Source organism: Ruegeria sp. CG1, from assembly GCF_056537265.1.
The window spans coordinates 102,530-117,283 of sequence record NZ_JBQFRF010000002.1 but is presented as its reverse complement, the minus strand read 5'-3'; the positions used below and the strand labels follow the sequence as shown (position 1 = coordinate 117,283).

Sequence of the window (14,754 nt, the reverse complement as noted above, 5' to 3'; positions counted from 1 at the left end):
GCCTTAACCCGATCGGGCCAGCATCGCCAGACGGATCATGGCACGCTCTACCAGTGCCATCGCAGGTGCGGTTTGACCTGCCGAGCGCAAGGATAGGTCCGTATCTGTAAGGACGGTTAAAGCGGTCTGCAGCTTGGGCGCCCCCCATCCCTGAGCTTGCCTCAGGATCCGGTCACGTCGTTTGCCATAGACCGGAGGGCGCAGCTTGCCGATACCCTGCGCCGCGCCTCCAGGGTCGGATGCGCAGGCATAGAGCGTTCGGAAATGCCGCGTCGCCCCAATACACAAGGTGACCCCGTTGGTGCCCTGCGCCTGCAGGCGTCGGATAAGGGGGCCGATTTCCTGTGCTCGGCCCTCGGCAACGACGTTCAATACATCATCCAGCGCCGCCTCGGTCGACCGCGGCGCACAGGCTTCAATGTCTTCAATCGTCAGTTCACCGGCGTCACCGCGTTTGTAAAGCGACAGTTTGTCAACTGATTGAGTGAAATCACCAGGGCTGAGCGCCATTGCAAGTTCGCTTAGCGTCGACATCGAATCGCGCGGAATATTCTTCAATCCGGCTTGCGCCAGAATGCGCTCCACCTCGGCGCGCGAGGGCGGGTCATCGTAGATGCCAACAGCGTATGCGGCAGGGTTCGCTTCGAATGCTTTGCGGATTTTCGAGCTGGGTTTGAGCTGCCCGGCCGTCACGATGATCTGTGCATCGCCATGATCCCAGTCTTCAAGGGCTGTGAGAATCGCAGGCGCTGCGACATCGGTGGCGTCTTCAACAAACACCGCGCGGGGACCGGGGAAAAATCCGACAGCCTTGACCGCGTCCAGCAACAGGGCCGGATCGCTGCGTAGATCGCTTCCGGGAATGCGGGTCAGGCGCATTTCCTCTTCGGCGCCAGGTCCCAGCAAAGCCGCCAGCACCTGTTGGCGCTTCAACGCAACGCGCATCGCGTCCGCCCCGTAGATCAGCAATCCGGCTTTGTCCGCGTCCGGCTTGGAAAAATACCCTTCAGCCTCACGCGGGCTCAACTTCATGTGGACAGGCCCGGCGTGGCGTAAAGGCGGTTCACGATCTGATCGGCTAGAATCACCATCAGCCGCTCGGTCGCATCACGCTCATCTGCCAGTGTAGACACGGTCGAGCCTGCAGCAGAATAACCGACAAACTCGGTAACGTTGCCCGAGGCAATGACTTGCCCGGTTGCGTTGGATTTCAGCGCGTAAGTCGCATTCCCGTCGATCGTATAGCGATTGGTTTCATTCGCTGTGGTGATCGAGGCCCTGCGGGTGACCGTCGAAACCCCCACATCCAGCTTGTATTCGTTGCCCGAGGTCGCGCTTCGACCTAATTTGCGTTCCAGATTCTGGACAAGCAGAAAGCTTTCGACGGTATTCGGCGCTGACACCTCGACCTTGCCATCCAAGGCCGAGCCTGATCCTCCGGGCGCATAAACCGGCTCGAACCCGCAAGCGGCGAGCGCCAGCGGCATCAACAACAGGGTTCTACGATCAAACGACGACATTAACGATCCGGCCCGGAACAACGATCACTTTCTTCGGTGCAGCGCCATCCAGCGCCTTTTGCACAGCTTCGGTGCTGAGGGCGATTTTTTCAACCTCTGCTTTATCCAGATCTTTGGCTACGCTGATCTCGGCCCGACGCTTGCCGTTGATCTGAATCGGTAGGGTTATGGTGTCATCGATCAGCATCGTCTCATCCGCGATGGGCCAGGGCGCGGTTGCAACCAGGCCTTCGCCGCCCAGCATCTGCCAAAGTTCTTCGGACAAGTGTGGCGTCATCGGCGACATCAGCTGCGCTATTGTCTTGGCTGCCTCGCGCTTGACTGCAGAGCCCGCTTTGGATTTGGCAAGCGTGTTGGTGAATGCATAAAGCTTTGCGATAGATGCGTTAAAGCCAAAGGATTCGACCCCGCCCGATACGTCATGAATGGCTTTGTGCATCTCACGTAGCAGCGTTTCGTCATCTGCTGTGGCCGGCAAGTCCGATTCTGCGATTTCTGCGGCGATGCGGTGCACGCGGCTGAGATGTTTGAACGCGGCTTCGGCGCCCGACGCGGTCCATTCCACGTCGCGCTCAGGTGGGGAGTCGGACAGAACAAACCAGCGCGCAGTATCCGCACCAAAGGCCGAGATGATGCTGACCGGATCGACGACGTTCTTTTTCGACTTGGACATTTTGGCTGAGGGGATGATTTCAACCTCGGTGCCGTCGGTCAGCTTGCCGTCGGTCACGTCTTCGGGCAGGTGATAGACCGGGCGACCGTTGGCGTCGCGTGTTTGATAAATTTCATGAGTCACCATGCCTTGAGTGAACAGCGCGTTGAACGGCTCAATCGCTTTCTTCGGCAAATGACCAGTGATGTTCATCGCCCGCGCGAAGAAGCGCGAATAGAGCAGGTGCAGAATCGCATGCTCAATACCACCGATATATTGGTCGACATTCATCCAATACTCGGCTTCGGCAAGATCGGTGGGCGTTTCCGCGCGTGGAGCGGTGAAACGGGCGAAGTACCACGACGAATCGACAAATGTGTCCATCGTGTCAGTTTCCCGCTTGGCTGGAGCGCCGCAGGAAGGGCAAGGGGTGTCGCGCCAGCTGGGGTGGCGGTCCAGCGGGTTGCCGGGGATCGAAAAATCTATGGGTTTGCTGTTGCCGTCATCATAAGGCAGCTCGATCGGCAGATTATCTTTCTTCTCGGGGACCGTGCCGCATTGATCACAATGCACAACAGGAATCGGGCAGCCCCAATAGCGCTGGCGGCTGAGCCCCCAATCGCGCAGGCGGTATTTGGTAACACCTTCACCCCAACCGGCCTTTTCGGCGAAATCAACGGTGGCATTGATGGCCTCGTCACCCGTTGCCTCGGTGTGACCCGCAAAATGATTCACCCAGCGGACTTTCTCGGTTTTCGGCGGAACAAACGCGATCTTGTCGACCGGAGTGTCATCATCCAGTGCAAAGAATGTGTCGACCACAGGCAGGCCGTATTTGCGACAGAAATCGAGGTCACGTTGATCATGAGCTGGGCAGGCAAAAATGGCGCCGGTGCCATAGTCCATCAGGATAAAGTTGGCGATCCAGACCGGCAGCTCCCAGCTGGGGTCGAGTGGATGTTTTACACGTATGCCGGTGTCATAACCCAGCTTTTCGGCGGTTTCGATCGCCTCTTCAGTGGTGCCGCCCTTGCGGCATTCGGCAACGAATTCAGCGACTTTCGGGTTTTCTGCCTCAAGCTGCTTGGCAATCGGATGATCGGGCGAGATGCCAACAAACGACGCGCCCATCAGCGTATCGGGCCGTGTCGTGTAGACGGTGATCGGCTCACCTCCATCGGTGCGTTCGAACCCGAATTGCAGGCCACGGGACTTGCCGATCCAGTTCTCTTGCATCAGGCGTACCTTGGCGGGCCAGTTATCCAGCGTATCCAGCGCGTCGAGCAGTTCCTCGGAATAATCGGAAATCTTGAAAAACCACTGAGTCAACTCGCGACGCTCAACCAAGGCGCCTGAACGCCAGCCACGGCCGTTTTCTACCTGTTCATTGGCCAAAACGGTCATATCGACCGGGTCCCAGTTAACCACGGCGTTCTTGCGATAAACCAGACCGGCCTCGAGCATATCCAGGAACAAAGCCTGCTGCTGGCCGTAGTATTCCGGATCACAGGTGGCGAATTCACGAGACCAGTCGATCGACAGGCCCAGCGGCTTCATCTGTCCGCGCATGTCGGCGATATTGCCGTAGGTCCAATCTTTGGGGTGGCCACCACTGGCCATTGCGGCGTTTTCCGCAGGCATCCCGAACGCGTCCCAGCCCATCGGGTGCAGCACGTTATGACCGGTTGCGAGCTTGTGGCGGGCGATCACGTCACCCATCGTGTAGTTGCGTACATGCCCCATGTGGATACGGCCAGACGGGTAGGGGAACATCTCAAGCACATAGTATTTCGGCTTGTCCGCCTTGTGATTGGCGGTGAAGATTCCGGCCTTGTCCCAGGCCTCCTGCCATTTTGCTTCGATTTCGTTGGCCGAGTAGCGCGACATCATGCGGTCCTTCGTGAATGAAAACGCCGGGTAGGAACCCGGCGTGGTAATAGTGTGATTTTTGTCGGGTTTCTAGAACTTGTTGTCCGCAATGCGTAGCTGACGCGCGCGAGACAGGATCGCATCTTCGACGGCGCGCGACGTTGCAGCGCTGACCGGAGAACCGCCACTGGTCTGAAGAGCTACGGACAAGGAACGCGCTTCCAGGGCAGGATCACTGATGTGAACTGTCGCGCGATAGGAACGCCCGCCGCCGGGCGGTGTGCCATAACCCGTTACGATCACTCCGGTAAACGGATCGACCTCTTGGATCGGCAAGAAATTCAGTACATCCAGCGATGCGGCCCACAGATAGCGATTTACCTGAGTGACCTGCTCTGAGGTGTTCGGGCCGAATACGTCCCAGATCGTCGAACGATTCGGGTCATTCAGTTCGCGTTCCTCTGTCGAGCTGCCATCAGCGGTCAACACACTTGCATCGCCAGGCGGTGGCCCTCCGCAGGCTGATAAGGCAGCCGTTACCATGATCAAACCTGGAATCGTAATACGGCGCATCGTTGGAAGGTCCCGTGTCACTTGTTTTGCTCTGTCGAGTGATACTCCTAGACAAGGACCCGTACAGCAACAACCCTATTCTTTTATGATCGACTCGCGCGAACCGCACGATCCGTTGAATTCGACTGTGGCATCCTTGCACCAATTTGGGCCGAATGACGTCTTTGCGTTTATGCCAAGCTTGCGCAACGGGGGCAAAAAAAGCGAAACGGTGTCCGTGCTGAGACGCGTGCTTTGCATGTGTCGAGTAGAAAATCTTTGAAACCGAGGGAAACAAGATGAAAAAAGTTCTCTTCGCAACGACCGCACTGATTGCAACCGCAAGTGTTGCAGCGGCCGAAGTAAAGTTCAGCGGTTACGGCCGCTTTGGTCTGGGATACCTGGAAGACCGTACAGGTACCGTTGACGCAATTGGTGGTGGTGAAGCGACCGGCGTAGAAACCGACGAAACCATCCTGGTCTCGCGCTTCCGTCTGAACATCGACGGAATCGTTGAAACTGACGGTGGCGTTCGCTTTGAAGGCCGTGTTCGTCTGCAGGCAGACGAAGATGCCGGCAACGGCGAAGCAAACTCCGCTGGCCTGAACGGCGCACGCTTCTCGGTCATCTTCGGTGGTCTGCGTGTTGACGCCGGTAACGTAGCCGGTTCGTTCGACAACTTGGCAAACTACTACGGTAACGAGCCTGGCCTGGAAAGCTTCATTGGTCAGTACTCGGGCGTCGACTATGACTTCCTGGCGTATTCGTCGACCGGTTCGGGCGCAAACGCTGTGTTCTTCCAGTACGCAGTTGGCGACTTCGCCTTCGGCGCGTCGTATGACCAGCGCACATTTGCTGACGAAGCTGTTGCGGGTGCGGACACTGATGATGCAGACCGCTGGGACATCAGCGCGACCTACACCTTCGGTAACGTAACTGCCGCTCTGGCCTACGGTCAGACCAGCGGTCTGGGCGACGCCGACAAGCAGAGCCTGACCGTTCTGACCCTGGGTGCAGAATTCGGTGACTTCTCCGGTACTCTGTTCGTCGCAGACGATGACGTTGCAAACGATGACCGCAACGGCACCGCATACGGTCTGTCGGCAGCCTACAACCTGGGCGCGGCAACCACTCTGACCTTCGCTTACGGTGACGGTTCGGCAGACGACGATCTGCAGCAGTACGGCATCGGTGCCATCTACGACCTAGGTGGCGGTGCATCGCTGCGCGGTGGTATCGGCAACCAGAAGCGTGGCGACGGCGACAGCCAGCTGCGTGCCGACTTTGGTGCTCAGTTCAACTTCTAAGTTGATCTGAACCACAAGGTTCAAGGGCAGGTCTTCGGACCTGCCCTTTTCTTTTGCCGCCACATGGTGTTTTGCTGCTGCAAACGCAGAATGAGGGACCCATGTCGCTGCAAGAAATCACCGATCGAATAGCCAAAGCTGAATCTGCGGCAGGACGCGCCGAAGGCTCGGTGCAATTAATCGCGGTTTCCAAGGTGCAACCTAACGACCGGGTCGAAGCCGTATTGAAGCAGGGCCACCGGTGTTTCGGAGAAAACCGTGTGCAGGAAGCCGCTGGCAAATGGCCTGCATTTCGCGAGAGTTTTCCGGACATCGATCTGCATCTGATCGGTCCATTGCAAACAAACAAGGCACGGCAGGCGATTGATCTTTGCAATGCCATCCATTCAGTTGATCGACCAAAGCTCGCCAAAACATTGGCGCGATTGGCACAAGAAATGGGTAAGTGCTCCGATCTTTTTATACAGATCAACACAGGCGAAGAGGATCAGAAGGCCGGTACTCTTCCACAAGATGCTGATGCGTTCATTGCAGAATGCCGCGGCATGGACCTGCCCGTCCGAGGTTTGATGTGCATTCCACCGGTTGAAGAGGAGCCCGCGCTGCACTTCGCGCTATTAGCAAAAATCGCAGAGCGGAATGGGCTGGAGGGTTTGTCGATGGGAATGAGCAGTGATTTTGAATCGGCAATCGCCTTGGGTGCCACACACGTCCGTATTGGGTCTGCCATATTCGGGGCGCGGGTTAAGCCTCAGGGATGATCAGCCGTGTGCCCGGCGTGATTTTTTGGGCAATCCAACGTAGGTGGTCGCGCCTGAATGCGATGCAGCCTTCGGTCGGAAACCGTGGGCGTCGCCATTGATGCAGGAAGATGGCCGATCCCCGGCTGGGTTCTGAATTGGGATAGTTCCAATCGGTTATCAAGATCAGGTCATAAAGCGGATCTGGGCGACGCAGTTTTTCGTGACTGAAATCATGAGGCGCCCGCACCAAATGGTTATACGCATCGTCCTCTACGTCGTCTGACCATAAATCGCGCGGTCCGATCGGTCGTGCCCAATGCGCCGGCCTTGGCATTCGGTCTGCGCGATAGAGCATACCCACAATGTGATGCACACCTGTTGGTGTTGTTCCGTCACCTTCCTGCTTGGTTGGGCTCAAGCCCCCTTTGCCTATAGCGCAGGGGAACAGCTGCCCGAGAAACCGAATGCCACGTGGTGTAAGAACCAGATTGCTTGGTGTCACAGCAGGTGGCCTGACTTTGCCGCTTTGGTCGCCAGATACGCGCGGTTGAAATCTGTTTCACCTACTTTCAACGGAACACGTTCGGTGACGGCGATACCTGTGCGTTCCATCATCGCGATTTTTGCAGGGTTGTTGGTCAGTAGACGGACCGAATTGAAGCCCAGCGATTTCAGGATATCCGAGCCGAGCCTGAAATCCCGTTCATCGTCTTCGAATCCAAGCCGGTGATTGGCCTCGACTGTGTCAAATCCCTGATCCTGAAGAAAATAGGCGCGCATTTTGTTGGCGAGCCCGATCCCACGTCCTTCCTGATTCAGATAGAGCAGGACACCCGCACCCTCGTCCCCCATCTGGGCCAAGGCCCCGCGCAGTTGCGGGCCACAGTCACATTTCAGGCTGCCCATGAGATCGCCAGTGAAACAGGCCGAATGCAGCCGCGCGAGGACGGGCTTGTCGCGGTCGGGGCGACCGATTTCAACCGCATAGTGTTCCTCTCCACCATCTTCGGGGCGGAATACATGCAGGCGCCCGGCCTCCGACACTTCCATCGGCAGGCGTGCGGCGACGACAGGGTGCAGAGCACTGCGATCTGTCAGATGTGGCGCGGCCCGGGCATGGTCAATGCAGGTCAGACCATGATCTGCCGCAAATTCGCGCCCGTCTTGAATAGGGGCGACGACGGCGGCCGGAAGCAAGTGCGCCGACTTGGCCAACGCAATAGCGATCCGGTGCAGATTTGCGCTGCCTTGCCGTTCGGTCATCAGCGGGCCCTTCATCGGGGCGTTCAGATCATCGGACGGGTCGGCCACCGCCTGCACCCAGCTCAGCCCAGCATCCGCCGGGATCATGACGCGAGCAAGATCGCCGTCATATGCACGCGCTTTAAGTGTTTCAGCGCGCCGAACCGTTATGGCGACAACGGGATCCCCGCCCAAGCCGCGCAAATCGGCCAACCTTTGCGGGCTCAGGGTCTCGGTGGCGAATGCGAGTACTCCAAATCCCAGTTCGTCGGTCAGAACAACGGGAACACCCATACGCAGGTCAGCCCGCGCCCGTGCCAGCAATTCGGTGATGTCGGGAGTGAGACTCATGCAGTTTACCTTGAAACGATCAGACCCTGTCCTACCCCGATCACTGGAAAATGTGAAACATTTCCTCGGCGTCAGACACGAGGGCGTGAGACGACTGCAGTAAATCTTGCTGATTGCATTCTTCATACGCAAGTGATGGAAAAGGCTTAGGAGGACCGTACATGGCTCAGCTCAAGAAAATCCTGCTGGTGGATGACGACGAAGACCTGCGCGAAGCGCTCAGCGAGCAACTTGTCATGACCGAAGACTTTGACGTGTTCGAGGCGTCCGATGGCGCGTCGGCAATGGAACGCGCGCGCGAAGCAATATACGATCTGGTGATTCTGGATGTCGGCCTGCCGGATACCGATGGCCGTGAGCTGTGTCGCCTGATGCGCAAGCAGGGCGTCAAAAGCCCGGTGCTGATGCTGACCGGGCACGACAGCGACGCTGACACGATCCTGGGTCTTGATGCTGGCGCAAACGATTATGTCAGCAAGCCTTTCAAATTTCCGGTTCTTCTGGCCCGGATTCGGGCCCAACTGCGCCAGCATGAACAATCCGAGGATGCGGTCTTTGTTCTGGGGCCCTACACCTTCAAACCGGCCATGAAGATGCTGATGACTGAAGATGATCGCAAGATCCGTCTGACCGAGAAAGAGACCAACATTCTCAAGTTCCTCTATCGATCAACTGACGGCGTCGTTGCACGTGATGTTCTTTTGCATGAGGTCTGGGGTTACAACGCAGGCGTTACAACGCACACGCTTGAAACCCATATCTATCGTCTGCGTCAGAAGATTGAACCCGACCCGTCGAATGCGCGCCTTTTGGTCACAGAATCGGGCGGATATCGCCTTGTTGCTTGACTAATGGTGGATTGACTTGGATCAAAGTGATACTCTTTAGGTATCTTTAGATTACTCCCAACCCGCGCATGTCCGGGTTATGACATGCACCTCCCTGTTGGACTGCCGGGCCTGATGGCCCGGCTTTTTTTGTAGGGTGCAACTGTATCGTGCAGGGCGATATCGGCACCGGGCATCCGATTTCATTCAATGAAATCGGACCGGAAACTTTGCAAGTTTCCGTCACCGCCGGGTCAGGCAACATTGCTTTGTTTTTCGATGGCACCTCGCTTGGCGCCGCGCTAACCTGCGGCAACTTCGACAAAGGAACCCCCGGATATGCCCTTCACCCTTGCCACATGGAACATCAATTCGGTCCGCCTGCGCGAGCCTATCGTTCTGAAATTGCTGCAGGAAGAGGCACCGGATGTGCTGTGTCTACAGGAATGCAAATCGCCGGTCGACAAAATCCCGACCGAAGGGTTCGCCGAGCTGGGCTATACGCATATGATTGCGCGGGGCCAGAAGGGGTATAACGGCGTCGCCATACTGTCGCGCCTTCCGCTTGAGGAAGTAGGGGATAAGGATTTCGCGGGTCTGGGTCATGCGCGACACATTGCGGGGCGGTTGGAGAATGGCGTGACCATTCATAATTTCTATGTCCCCGCTGGGGGCGACGTGCCGGATCGCGAAGTGAACGAGAAGTTTGGCCAAAAGCTGGATTACCTCGCTGACATGCGCGATTGGTTCCATGCGGAAAAGCCGAAAAAGTCCATTCTGGTGGGCGATCTGAATATTGCGCCCCGCGAAGATGATGTCTGGTCGCACAAGCAGTTGCTGAAGGTGGTTTCACATACGCCGATCGAAGTTGAAACGCTGGCCGAAACGCAGGATGCGGGTGGCTGGGTTGATATAACCCGGCAGGATATCCCGGGTGGTCAACTTTATAGCTGGTGGTCTTATCGGGCACGAGATTGGGATGCCGCCGACAAGGGACGCAGGCTGGATCATGTCTGGGCTACGCCCGATATCTCGAACGCGGGTCATTCCAGCCGCATTCTGCGCGACGCGCGCGGATGGGATAAACCCAGTGATCACGCCCCGGTATTTGCCACGTTTGACGTCTGACCGAAGCAAATTCGCCGAACTCTCCCCTTGGTTTCTGCCGCATTGGACTGCATATAGGGCGCAAGTTCGAACCAGAGAGTATAAGCCATGGACCTTCTGAACGGCGCAGGCAGCCCCCAAGCCACTGATCTGATTAAAGACGGGACCGAGGCCACCTTCATGGCCGATGTGGTCGAAGCCTCACAAGAGACGCCGATCATCGTTGACTTCTGGGCGCCTTGGTGCGGCCCCTGCAAAACGCTGGGCCCGGCGTTGGAAGAGGCCGTGACCGCTGCCAAGGGTGCGGTCAAGATGGTCAAGATCAACGTGGACGAAGCGCAGATGATTGCAGGACAACTGCGCATCCAGTCGATTCCGATGGTCTATGCATTTCACAAAGGCCAACCGATCGACGGGTTTCAGGGCGCTTTGCCAGGGTCCGAGATCAAGGCCTTCATAGATCGTGTGATCGAAGCCGCAGGCGGTGAAAGCCCGGGTGGTCAACTAGATGATGCTGTGCAAGCTGCCGAAGAAATGTTGACCGAGGGGGCCGCTGTAGACGCGGCACAGACTTTTGCCGCCATACTGGGTGAAGACCCCAATCACGCTGCCGCTTATGGCGGGTTGGTGCGCGCGCATATTGCATCGGGGGATCTGGATCAGGCTGAGGCGATCCTCAATGGTGCGCCTGCCGAGATTTCCACCTCGCCCGAGGTCGAAGCTGCGCATGCGCAGCTGGAATTGGCCAAACAGGCTGCAGATGCGGGTCCGGTGGGTGAGTTGACCGCAGCGGTTGAAGCCGAGCCTGATAACCATCAGGCGCGGTTTGATCTGGCGCAGGCTCTACATGCCAATGGCGATGTGGAAGAGGCAGTGGCTCAACTGTTGGAATTGTTCCGCCGCGATCGCGAGTGGAATGATGGGGCAGCAAAGGCGCAGCTCTTCACAATTTTCGATGCGCTCAAGCCCAATGACCCGATTGTTCTGAACGGGCGGCGCAAGCTCAGCTCGATGATATTTGCCTAATCCCCGATCAGAACTAAACTCGGGTACATGATGCATCCTGCCGATTTGCCGGAAACGGTATCCGTTTTCCCTTTGCCCGGAGCGCTGCTGCTGCCACGGTCTCGCCTGCCGCTGCATATTTTTGAGCCGCGCTACCTGCAGATGCTGGACGACGCGCTGAAAACGCAAGAACGCCTGATCGGGATGGTGCAACCGAATACCTGTCAGGGCGACGAAACCAAGCTGCACCAGATCGGCTGCGCTGGACGGGTCACCCAGTTTTCCGAGACCGAAGATGGCAGGTATCTGATTACGCTGACGGGAATCTCGCGGTTCAGGGTCAAATCAGAGTTGGACAGTTTCACCCCGTATCGCCGGGTTTCGGTGTCTTGGGACGGGTTTGACCGTGATCTGGGCAAGGCCGAGGTAGATGACGGTTTTGATCGGAACAGGTTCCTGCGGCTGTTGGAACGATTTTTTTCGTCCCGTCAGTTGTCCACCGATTGGGACACAATGAAAGATGCCGATGATGAGCTTTTGGTCAATTCCTTGTCCATGATGCTGGAATTTGACCCCGAGGAAAAGCAGGCTTTGCTTGAGGCCCCTTGCTTACGCACCCGGCGCGAGACCTTGGTGACATTGATTGAATTCGCCATGCGCGGCGGATCGAATGAGGAAAAACTGCAATGAGCGATACCGAACACGCCTTTGACCGCCATATGCTTGAGGCGTTGATTTGTCCGCAGACCCACACGACGCTGCACTATGATGCCGAACGGCAAGAGCTGGTGTCAAAAGCCGCCGCTCTGGCCTTTCCAATCCGCAACGGTATTCCAGTGATGCTAGTGGATGAGGCCCGAGAGCTGGACTAGATCGGGTGTCCCTGCAGCAGTTTCGGCAGATCTCCGGTCAGACCTGCAGCCTCGCGCACGAAACCTCGGCGCAGCCCGGGCAGCGATCCGACGATACCCATTCCAATATCCCGACCTATGCGGAGCAGGGGATTATCGTTCGAAAACAGCTTGTTGAACACATCAGTCGCCATCGCAAGCGAGGCTGTGTCGAACCGGCGCCACTCTTGATAGCGCTCCAGCACAAGCGTTGATCCGATATCCTCGCCACGTCGTCCCGCAAGGGTCAGAACCTCGGCCAATGCACCGACATCACGCAGACCCGCGTTCAGGCCTTGCCCGGCGATGGGGTGCATGCCATGGGCGGCGTCTCCGACCAAAGCCAACCGGTCCGAGATGAAGGAATTGGCGATGGTCAGGTTCAACGGGTATGTGAACCGGTCACCCTGCAGGCGGATATCCCCCAGGAAATCGCCAAAGCGCGGGCGCAGAACTTGTAGGTAAACTGCCTCGGGCAGCGCATTGATCTGCGCGGACGTCTCAGTGCGTTCGCTCCAGACGATGGAACTGCGGTTCCCGGTCAGCGGCAGAATCGCCAACGGGCCGGGGGGCATGAAGAACTGATGGGCGATACCGTGATGCGGTAGCTCGTGTTCAATGGCGCAGACCAGAGCGGTCTGGCCATAGTCCCAGCCGGTTCGCTTGATTCCGGCGCGCATAGCGGTCCCGCTGCGGCGGCCATCGCAACCCACCAGAAGGCTGCCGGACAAGGTGGACCCGTCATCCAGCGTCAGCGTTGCCCCGTTTGCCGAGATGTCCTGAGACACGACCGTTTTTCCGCTGATTTCGGTAACCCCGTCTTGTTCGGTCATGGCCTCCAGAAAAGCCCGCCGCAGGTGGCGATCTTCAACCATATAGCCCATCGGGCCTTCTTCGATCTCGGCATGATCAAAATGCACGAAGAATGGGGAAGGTCCGGCACCGGCATGGCCATCCGTTACCTTGATCTCCAGCATCGGCTGGGCGTGCTCTTCCACCTTTTCCCAAACGCCTATCGCGTCGAGCAGACGTTGCGACGCCAATGCAAGCGCATAGGCGCGCCCGTCGAAGGCCGCATTCTTGCGCACTTTCTCTGCCAGAGCGTCAACAACCGTGACTGAATGCCCGGTCTGCGCCAGCGCCAGCGCAAGGGCAGGGCCGTTCAGGCCACCACCAACGATCAGGATATCGGATCTGTGTTCCATGTGCTGCAATATGCGCGCCCTTTCGGGATTGTCCATGTGCGGTCCTGTCGCTACCGTCCGATCACGGAATTACTCGGGAGGGGACCGGATGCAAGACTGGCTGACCATGACGGCATGTGATTTGGGCCGTGGTATCGGAATGGGGCAGATCGATCCGGTTGAACTGACAGAAACTTATCTGAGCGCGATTGACGCCCATCCACATCGCGATCGGATCTATGCCCGGGTGACCCACGATCGCGCCCGCGCCGAGGCCCTTGCGGCGCAAGAGCGGGCAAAGCTTGGCCTGCGTCGGTCTTTGTTGGATGGCGTCCCGATCAGCTGGAAAGACCTGTTTGACACGGCAGGCGTAGGGACCGAGGCCGGTTCGGCCCTGTTGGAAGGCCGCGTGCCCGAATCCGATGCGCAGGTGGTGCGGAACGCGACCGCGATGGGTACGGTCTGTCTGGGTAAAACGCATATGAGCGAATTGGCGTTCTCGGGTTTGGGTCTAAACCCTGTGACGGCTACGCCTCCATGCGTGAATGACGAAGACGCAGTGCCGGGCGGCTCATCTTCAGGTGCAGGAGCTTCGGTGGCTTGGGGGCTTGCTGCAGGCGGCGTTGGCTCGGACACGGGTGGATCGGTGCGGATTCCCTCGGCCTGGAACGATCTGGTGGGGCTGAAAACCACGGCGGGGCGCGTTAGCCTTGAGGGCGTCGTGCCGCTGTGTCTGAAATTCGATACCGTTGGGCCGCTGGCGCGATCAGTTGAGGACGCCGCACATATGCTTGCCGCGCTTGAGGGCACCGCCCCGGCTGATCTGCGCGGGGCGTCATTGATCGGTCGCCGCTTTGCTGATTTACAGAACGTCGCCAAGGACGATCTGCGCGAAGCTCCAGCCAACGCCTATGATGATGCGCTGGCGCGCCTGAAAGAGGCCGGGGCCGAGATCGTTCCGCTTGACGTGCCTGAGCTGAACGAAGCGATGAGCCTGTCGGGCGTGCTTTATACAACCGAAGCCTACGGCTTGTGGCGTGATGTGATCGAAGCGAACCCCGAGGCGATGTATCCCGAAATCCTTGAACGGTTCCGAATGGGCAAGGCCTATTCCGGCCCCGATTACGTGGCTGCTTGGTCGAAACTAACCGCTTGTCGACAGGCTTGGGATGCGGCCACTGCGGGCTTTGACGCCGTGCTTGCGCCGACGGCCCCGATCCTACCGCCCAATCTCGACCGGTTGATGAATGATCATGACTACTATGTTACCGAAAATCTCTTGGCTCTCCGCAACACCCGGATCGGCAATCTGATGGGGCTTGCGGCACTGACTTTGCCCACGGGAACACCCGGTTGCGGGCTGATGATGTTGGGCTATCCGGGGTCGGAAGAGGCCTTGTTACGGCTCGGCTCAGCAGCCGAAAGCGCTTTGACCTGAATGCCACAATCCCCTGATTCGGCACCTCTTTGTCTGGACGAAGCCCGGATCGATCTGTAATCTGCCA

The 14,754-nt window shown here is 57.9% G+C and carries 15 protein-coding genes; 8 read left to right on the top strand and 7 right to left on the bottom strand.

Features of this window, described 5'->3' with window-relative positions; genetic code table 11:
* Nucleotides 1–3: 3 nt before the first annotated feature.
* The 4 genes from holA to ACR0AU_RS06240 form a co-directional block, all read right to left on the bottom strand.
* Nucleotides 4–1,032, bottom strand: a complete 1,029-nt coding sequence (holA, locus tag ACR0AU_RS06255; protein ID WP_170732534.1) for a DNA polymerase III subunit delta — start codon at nucleotides 1,030–1,032, stop codon at nucleotides 4–6.
* Nucleotides 1,029–1,520: an LPS assembly lipoprotein LptE gene (lptE, locus tag ACR0AU_RS06250; RefSeq protein WP_170732533.1), complete on the bottom strand. Its 492-nt coding sequence runs from the start codon at nucleotides 1,518–1,520 to the stop codon at nucleotides 1,029–1,031. Before lptE ends, holA begins: the two co-directional genes overlap by 4 nt.
* On the bottom strand, nucleotides 1,507–4,059 hold the full coding sequence (leuS, locus tag ACR0AU_RS06245; RefSeq protein WP_480795427.1) for a leucine--tRNA ligase: 2,553 nt from the start codon (nucleotides 4,057–4,059) through the stop codon (nucleotides 1,507–1,509). The genes lptE and leuS overlap by 14 nt, the downstream gene beginning before the upstream one ends.
* Nucleotides 4,060–4,131: 72 nt before the next feature.
* Nucleotides 4,132–4,614 carry a DUF3576 domain-containing protein gene (locus ACR0AU_RS06240; protein ID WP_170398884.1) on the bottom strand — a complete coding sequence of 161 codons (483 nt, stop codon included), beginning with the start codon at nucleotides 4,612–4,614 and terminating at the stop codon, nucleotides 4,132–4,134.
* A 278-nt stretch (nucleotides 4,615–4,892) separates the two neighbouring features.
* Between ACR0AU_RS06240 and ACR0AU_RS06235 the strand changes: the two genes are divergently transcribed.
* Both ACR0AU_RS06235 and ACR0AU_RS06230 read left to right on the top strand, forming a co-directional pair.
* Nucleotides 4,893–5,900, top strand: coding sequence for a porin (locus ACR0AU_RS06235; RefSeq protein WP_170398881.1), 1,008 nt, complete (start codon nucleotides 4,893–4,895; stop codon nucleotides 5,898–5,900).
* 101 nt (nucleotides 5,901–6,001) lie between these two features.
* A complete protein-coding gene (locus ACR0AU_RS06230; protein ID WP_480795426.1) occupies nucleotides 6,002–6,661 on the top strand; it encodes a YggS family pyridoxal phosphate-dependent enzyme in 660 nt (219 codons plus the stop codon).
* Here the strand turns inward: ACR0AU_RS06230 and ACR0AU_RS06225 are convergent.
* Nucleotides 6,645–7,145: a L,D-transpeptidase family protein gene (locus tag ACR0AU_RS06225; protein WP_480795425.1), complete on the bottom strand. Its 501-nt coding sequence runs from the start codon at nucleotides 7,143–7,145 to the stop codon at nucleotides 6,645–6,647. The genes ACR0AU_RS06230 and ACR0AU_RS06225 overlap by 17 nt on opposite strands.
* Entirely contained in the window at nucleotides 7,142–8,236 is a 1,095-nt protein-coding gene (gene ribA, locus ACR0AU_RS06220) for a GTP cyclohydrolase II (protein ID WP_170425856.1), read from the bottom strand. The genes ACR0AU_RS06225 and ribA overlap by 4 nt, the downstream gene beginning before the upstream one ends.
* Nucleotides 8,237–8,397: 161 nt before the next feature.
* Between ribA and ACR0AU_RS06215 the strand changes: the two genes are divergently transcribed.
* From ACR0AU_RS06215 to ACR0AU_RS06195, 5 genes are all read left to right on the top strand, one after another.
* Entirely contained in the window at nucleotides 8,398–9,084 is a 687-nt protein-coding gene (locus ACR0AU_RS06215) for a response regulator transcription factor (RefSeq protein WP_170398869.1), read from the top strand.
* A 318-nt stretch (nucleotides 9,085–9,402) separates the two neighbouring features.
* Nucleotides 9,403–10,191, top strand: coding sequence for an exodeoxyribonuclease III (locus tag ACR0AU_RS06210; protein ID WP_170732529.1), 789 nt, complete (start codon nucleotides 9,403–9,405; stop codon nucleotides 10,189–10,191).
* Nucleotides 10,192–10,278: 87 nt separating this feature from the next.
* Nucleotides 10,279–11,196: a thioredoxin family protein gene (locus ACR0AU_RS06205; RefSeq protein ID WP_170732527.1), complete on the top strand. Its 918-nt coding sequence runs from the start codon at nucleotides 10,279–10,281 to the stop codon at nucleotides 11,194–11,196.
* A gap of 27 nt (nucleotides 11,197–11,223) precedes the next feature.
* On the top strand, nucleotides 11,224–11,865 hold the full coding sequence (locus ACR0AU_RS06200; protein ID WP_170398861.1) for an LON peptidase substrate-binding domain-containing protein: 642 nt from the start codon (nucleotides 11,224–11,226) through the stop codon (nucleotides 11,863–11,865).
* Nucleotides 11,862–12,047, top strand: a complete 186-nt coding sequence (locus tag ACR0AU_RS06195; RefSeq protein WP_170398842.1) for a Trm112 family protein — start codon at nucleotides 11,862–11,864, stop codon at nucleotides 12,045–12,047. Before ACR0AU_RS06200 ends, ACR0AU_RS06195 begins: the two co-directional genes overlap by 4 nt.
* Here the strand turns inward: ACR0AU_RS06195 and ACR0AU_RS06190 are convergent.
* A complete protein-coding gene (locus ACR0AU_RS06190) occupies nucleotides 12,044–13,306 on the bottom strand; it encodes an FAD-dependent monooxygenase (RefSeq protein WP_480795424.1) in 1,263 nt (420 codons plus the stop codon). The genes ACR0AU_RS06195 and ACR0AU_RS06190 overlap by 4 nt on opposite strands.
* Nucleotides 13,307–13,358: 52 nt before the next feature.
* On the opposite strand from ACR0AU_RS06190, the gene ACR0AU_RS06185 reads away from it, so the two are divergent.
* Nucleotides 13,359–14,687, top strand: coding sequence for an amidase family protein (locus ACR0AU_RS06185; protein WP_170732523.1), 1,329 nt, complete (start codon nucleotides 13,359–13,361; stop codon nucleotides 14,685–14,687).
* Nucleotides 14,688–14,754: the final 67 nt, after the last annotated feature.

Excerpts from the sequence above, each read along its gene's own strand:
- holA (WP_170732534.1), bottom strand. The coding sequence starts at position 1,032 with ATGAAGTTGAGCCCGCGTGAGGCTGAAGGGTATTTTTCCAAGCCGGAC.
- lptE (WP_170732533.1), bottom strand. The coding sequence starts at position 1,520 with ATGTCGTCGTTTGATCGTAGAACCCTGTTGTTGATGCCGCTGGCGCTC.
- leuS (WP_480795427.1), bottom strand. The coding sequence starts at position 4,059 with ATGTCGCGCTACTCGGCCAACGAAATCGAAGCAAAATGGCAGGAGGCC.
- ACR0AU_RS06240 (WP_170398884.1), bottom strand. The coding sequence starts at position 4,614 with ATGCGCCGTATTACGATTCCAGGTTTGATCATGGTAACGGCTGCCTTA.
- ACR0AU_RS06235 (WP_170398881.1), top strand. The coding sequence starts at position 4,893 with ATGAAAAAAGTTCTCTTCGCAACGACCGCACTGATTGCAACCGCAAGT.
- ACR0AU_RS06230 (WP_480795426.1), top strand. The coding sequence starts at position 6,002 with ATGTCGCTGCAAGAAATCACCGATCGAATAGCCAAAGCTGAATCTGCG.
- ribA (WP_170425856.1), bottom strand. The coding sequence starts at position 8,236 with ATGAGTCTCACTCCCGACATCACCGAATTGCTGGCACGGGCGCGGGCT.
- ACR0AU_RS06215 (WP_170398869.1), top strand. The coding sequence starts at position 8,398 with ATGGCTCAGCTCAAGAAAATCCTGCTGGTGGATGACGACGAAGACCTG.
- ACR0AU_RS06210 (WP_170732529.1), top strand. The coding sequence starts at position 9,403 with ATGCCCTTCACCCTTGCCACATGGAACATCAATTCGGTCCGCCTGCGC.
- ACR0AU_RS06205 (WP_170732527.1), top strand. The coding sequence starts at position 10,279 with ATGGACCTTCTGAACGGCGCAGGCAGCCCCCAAGCCACTGATCTGATT.
- ACR0AU_RS06200 (WP_170398861.1), top strand. The coding sequence starts at position 11,224 with ATGATGCATCCTGCCGATTTGCCGGAAACGGTATCCGTTTTCCCTTTG.
- ACR0AU_RS06195 (WP_170398842.1), top strand. The coding sequence starts at position 11,862 with ATGAGCGATACCGAACACGCCTTTGACCGCCATATGCTTGAGGCGTTG.
- ACR0AU_RS06190 (WP_480795424.1), bottom strand. The coding sequence starts at position 13,306 with ATGGACAATCCCGAAAGGGCGCGCATATTGCAGCACATGGAACACAGA.
- ACR0AU_RS06185 (WP_170732523.1), top strand. The coding sequence starts at position 13,359 with ATGCAAGACTGGCTGACCATGACGGCATGTGATTTGGGCCGTGGTATC.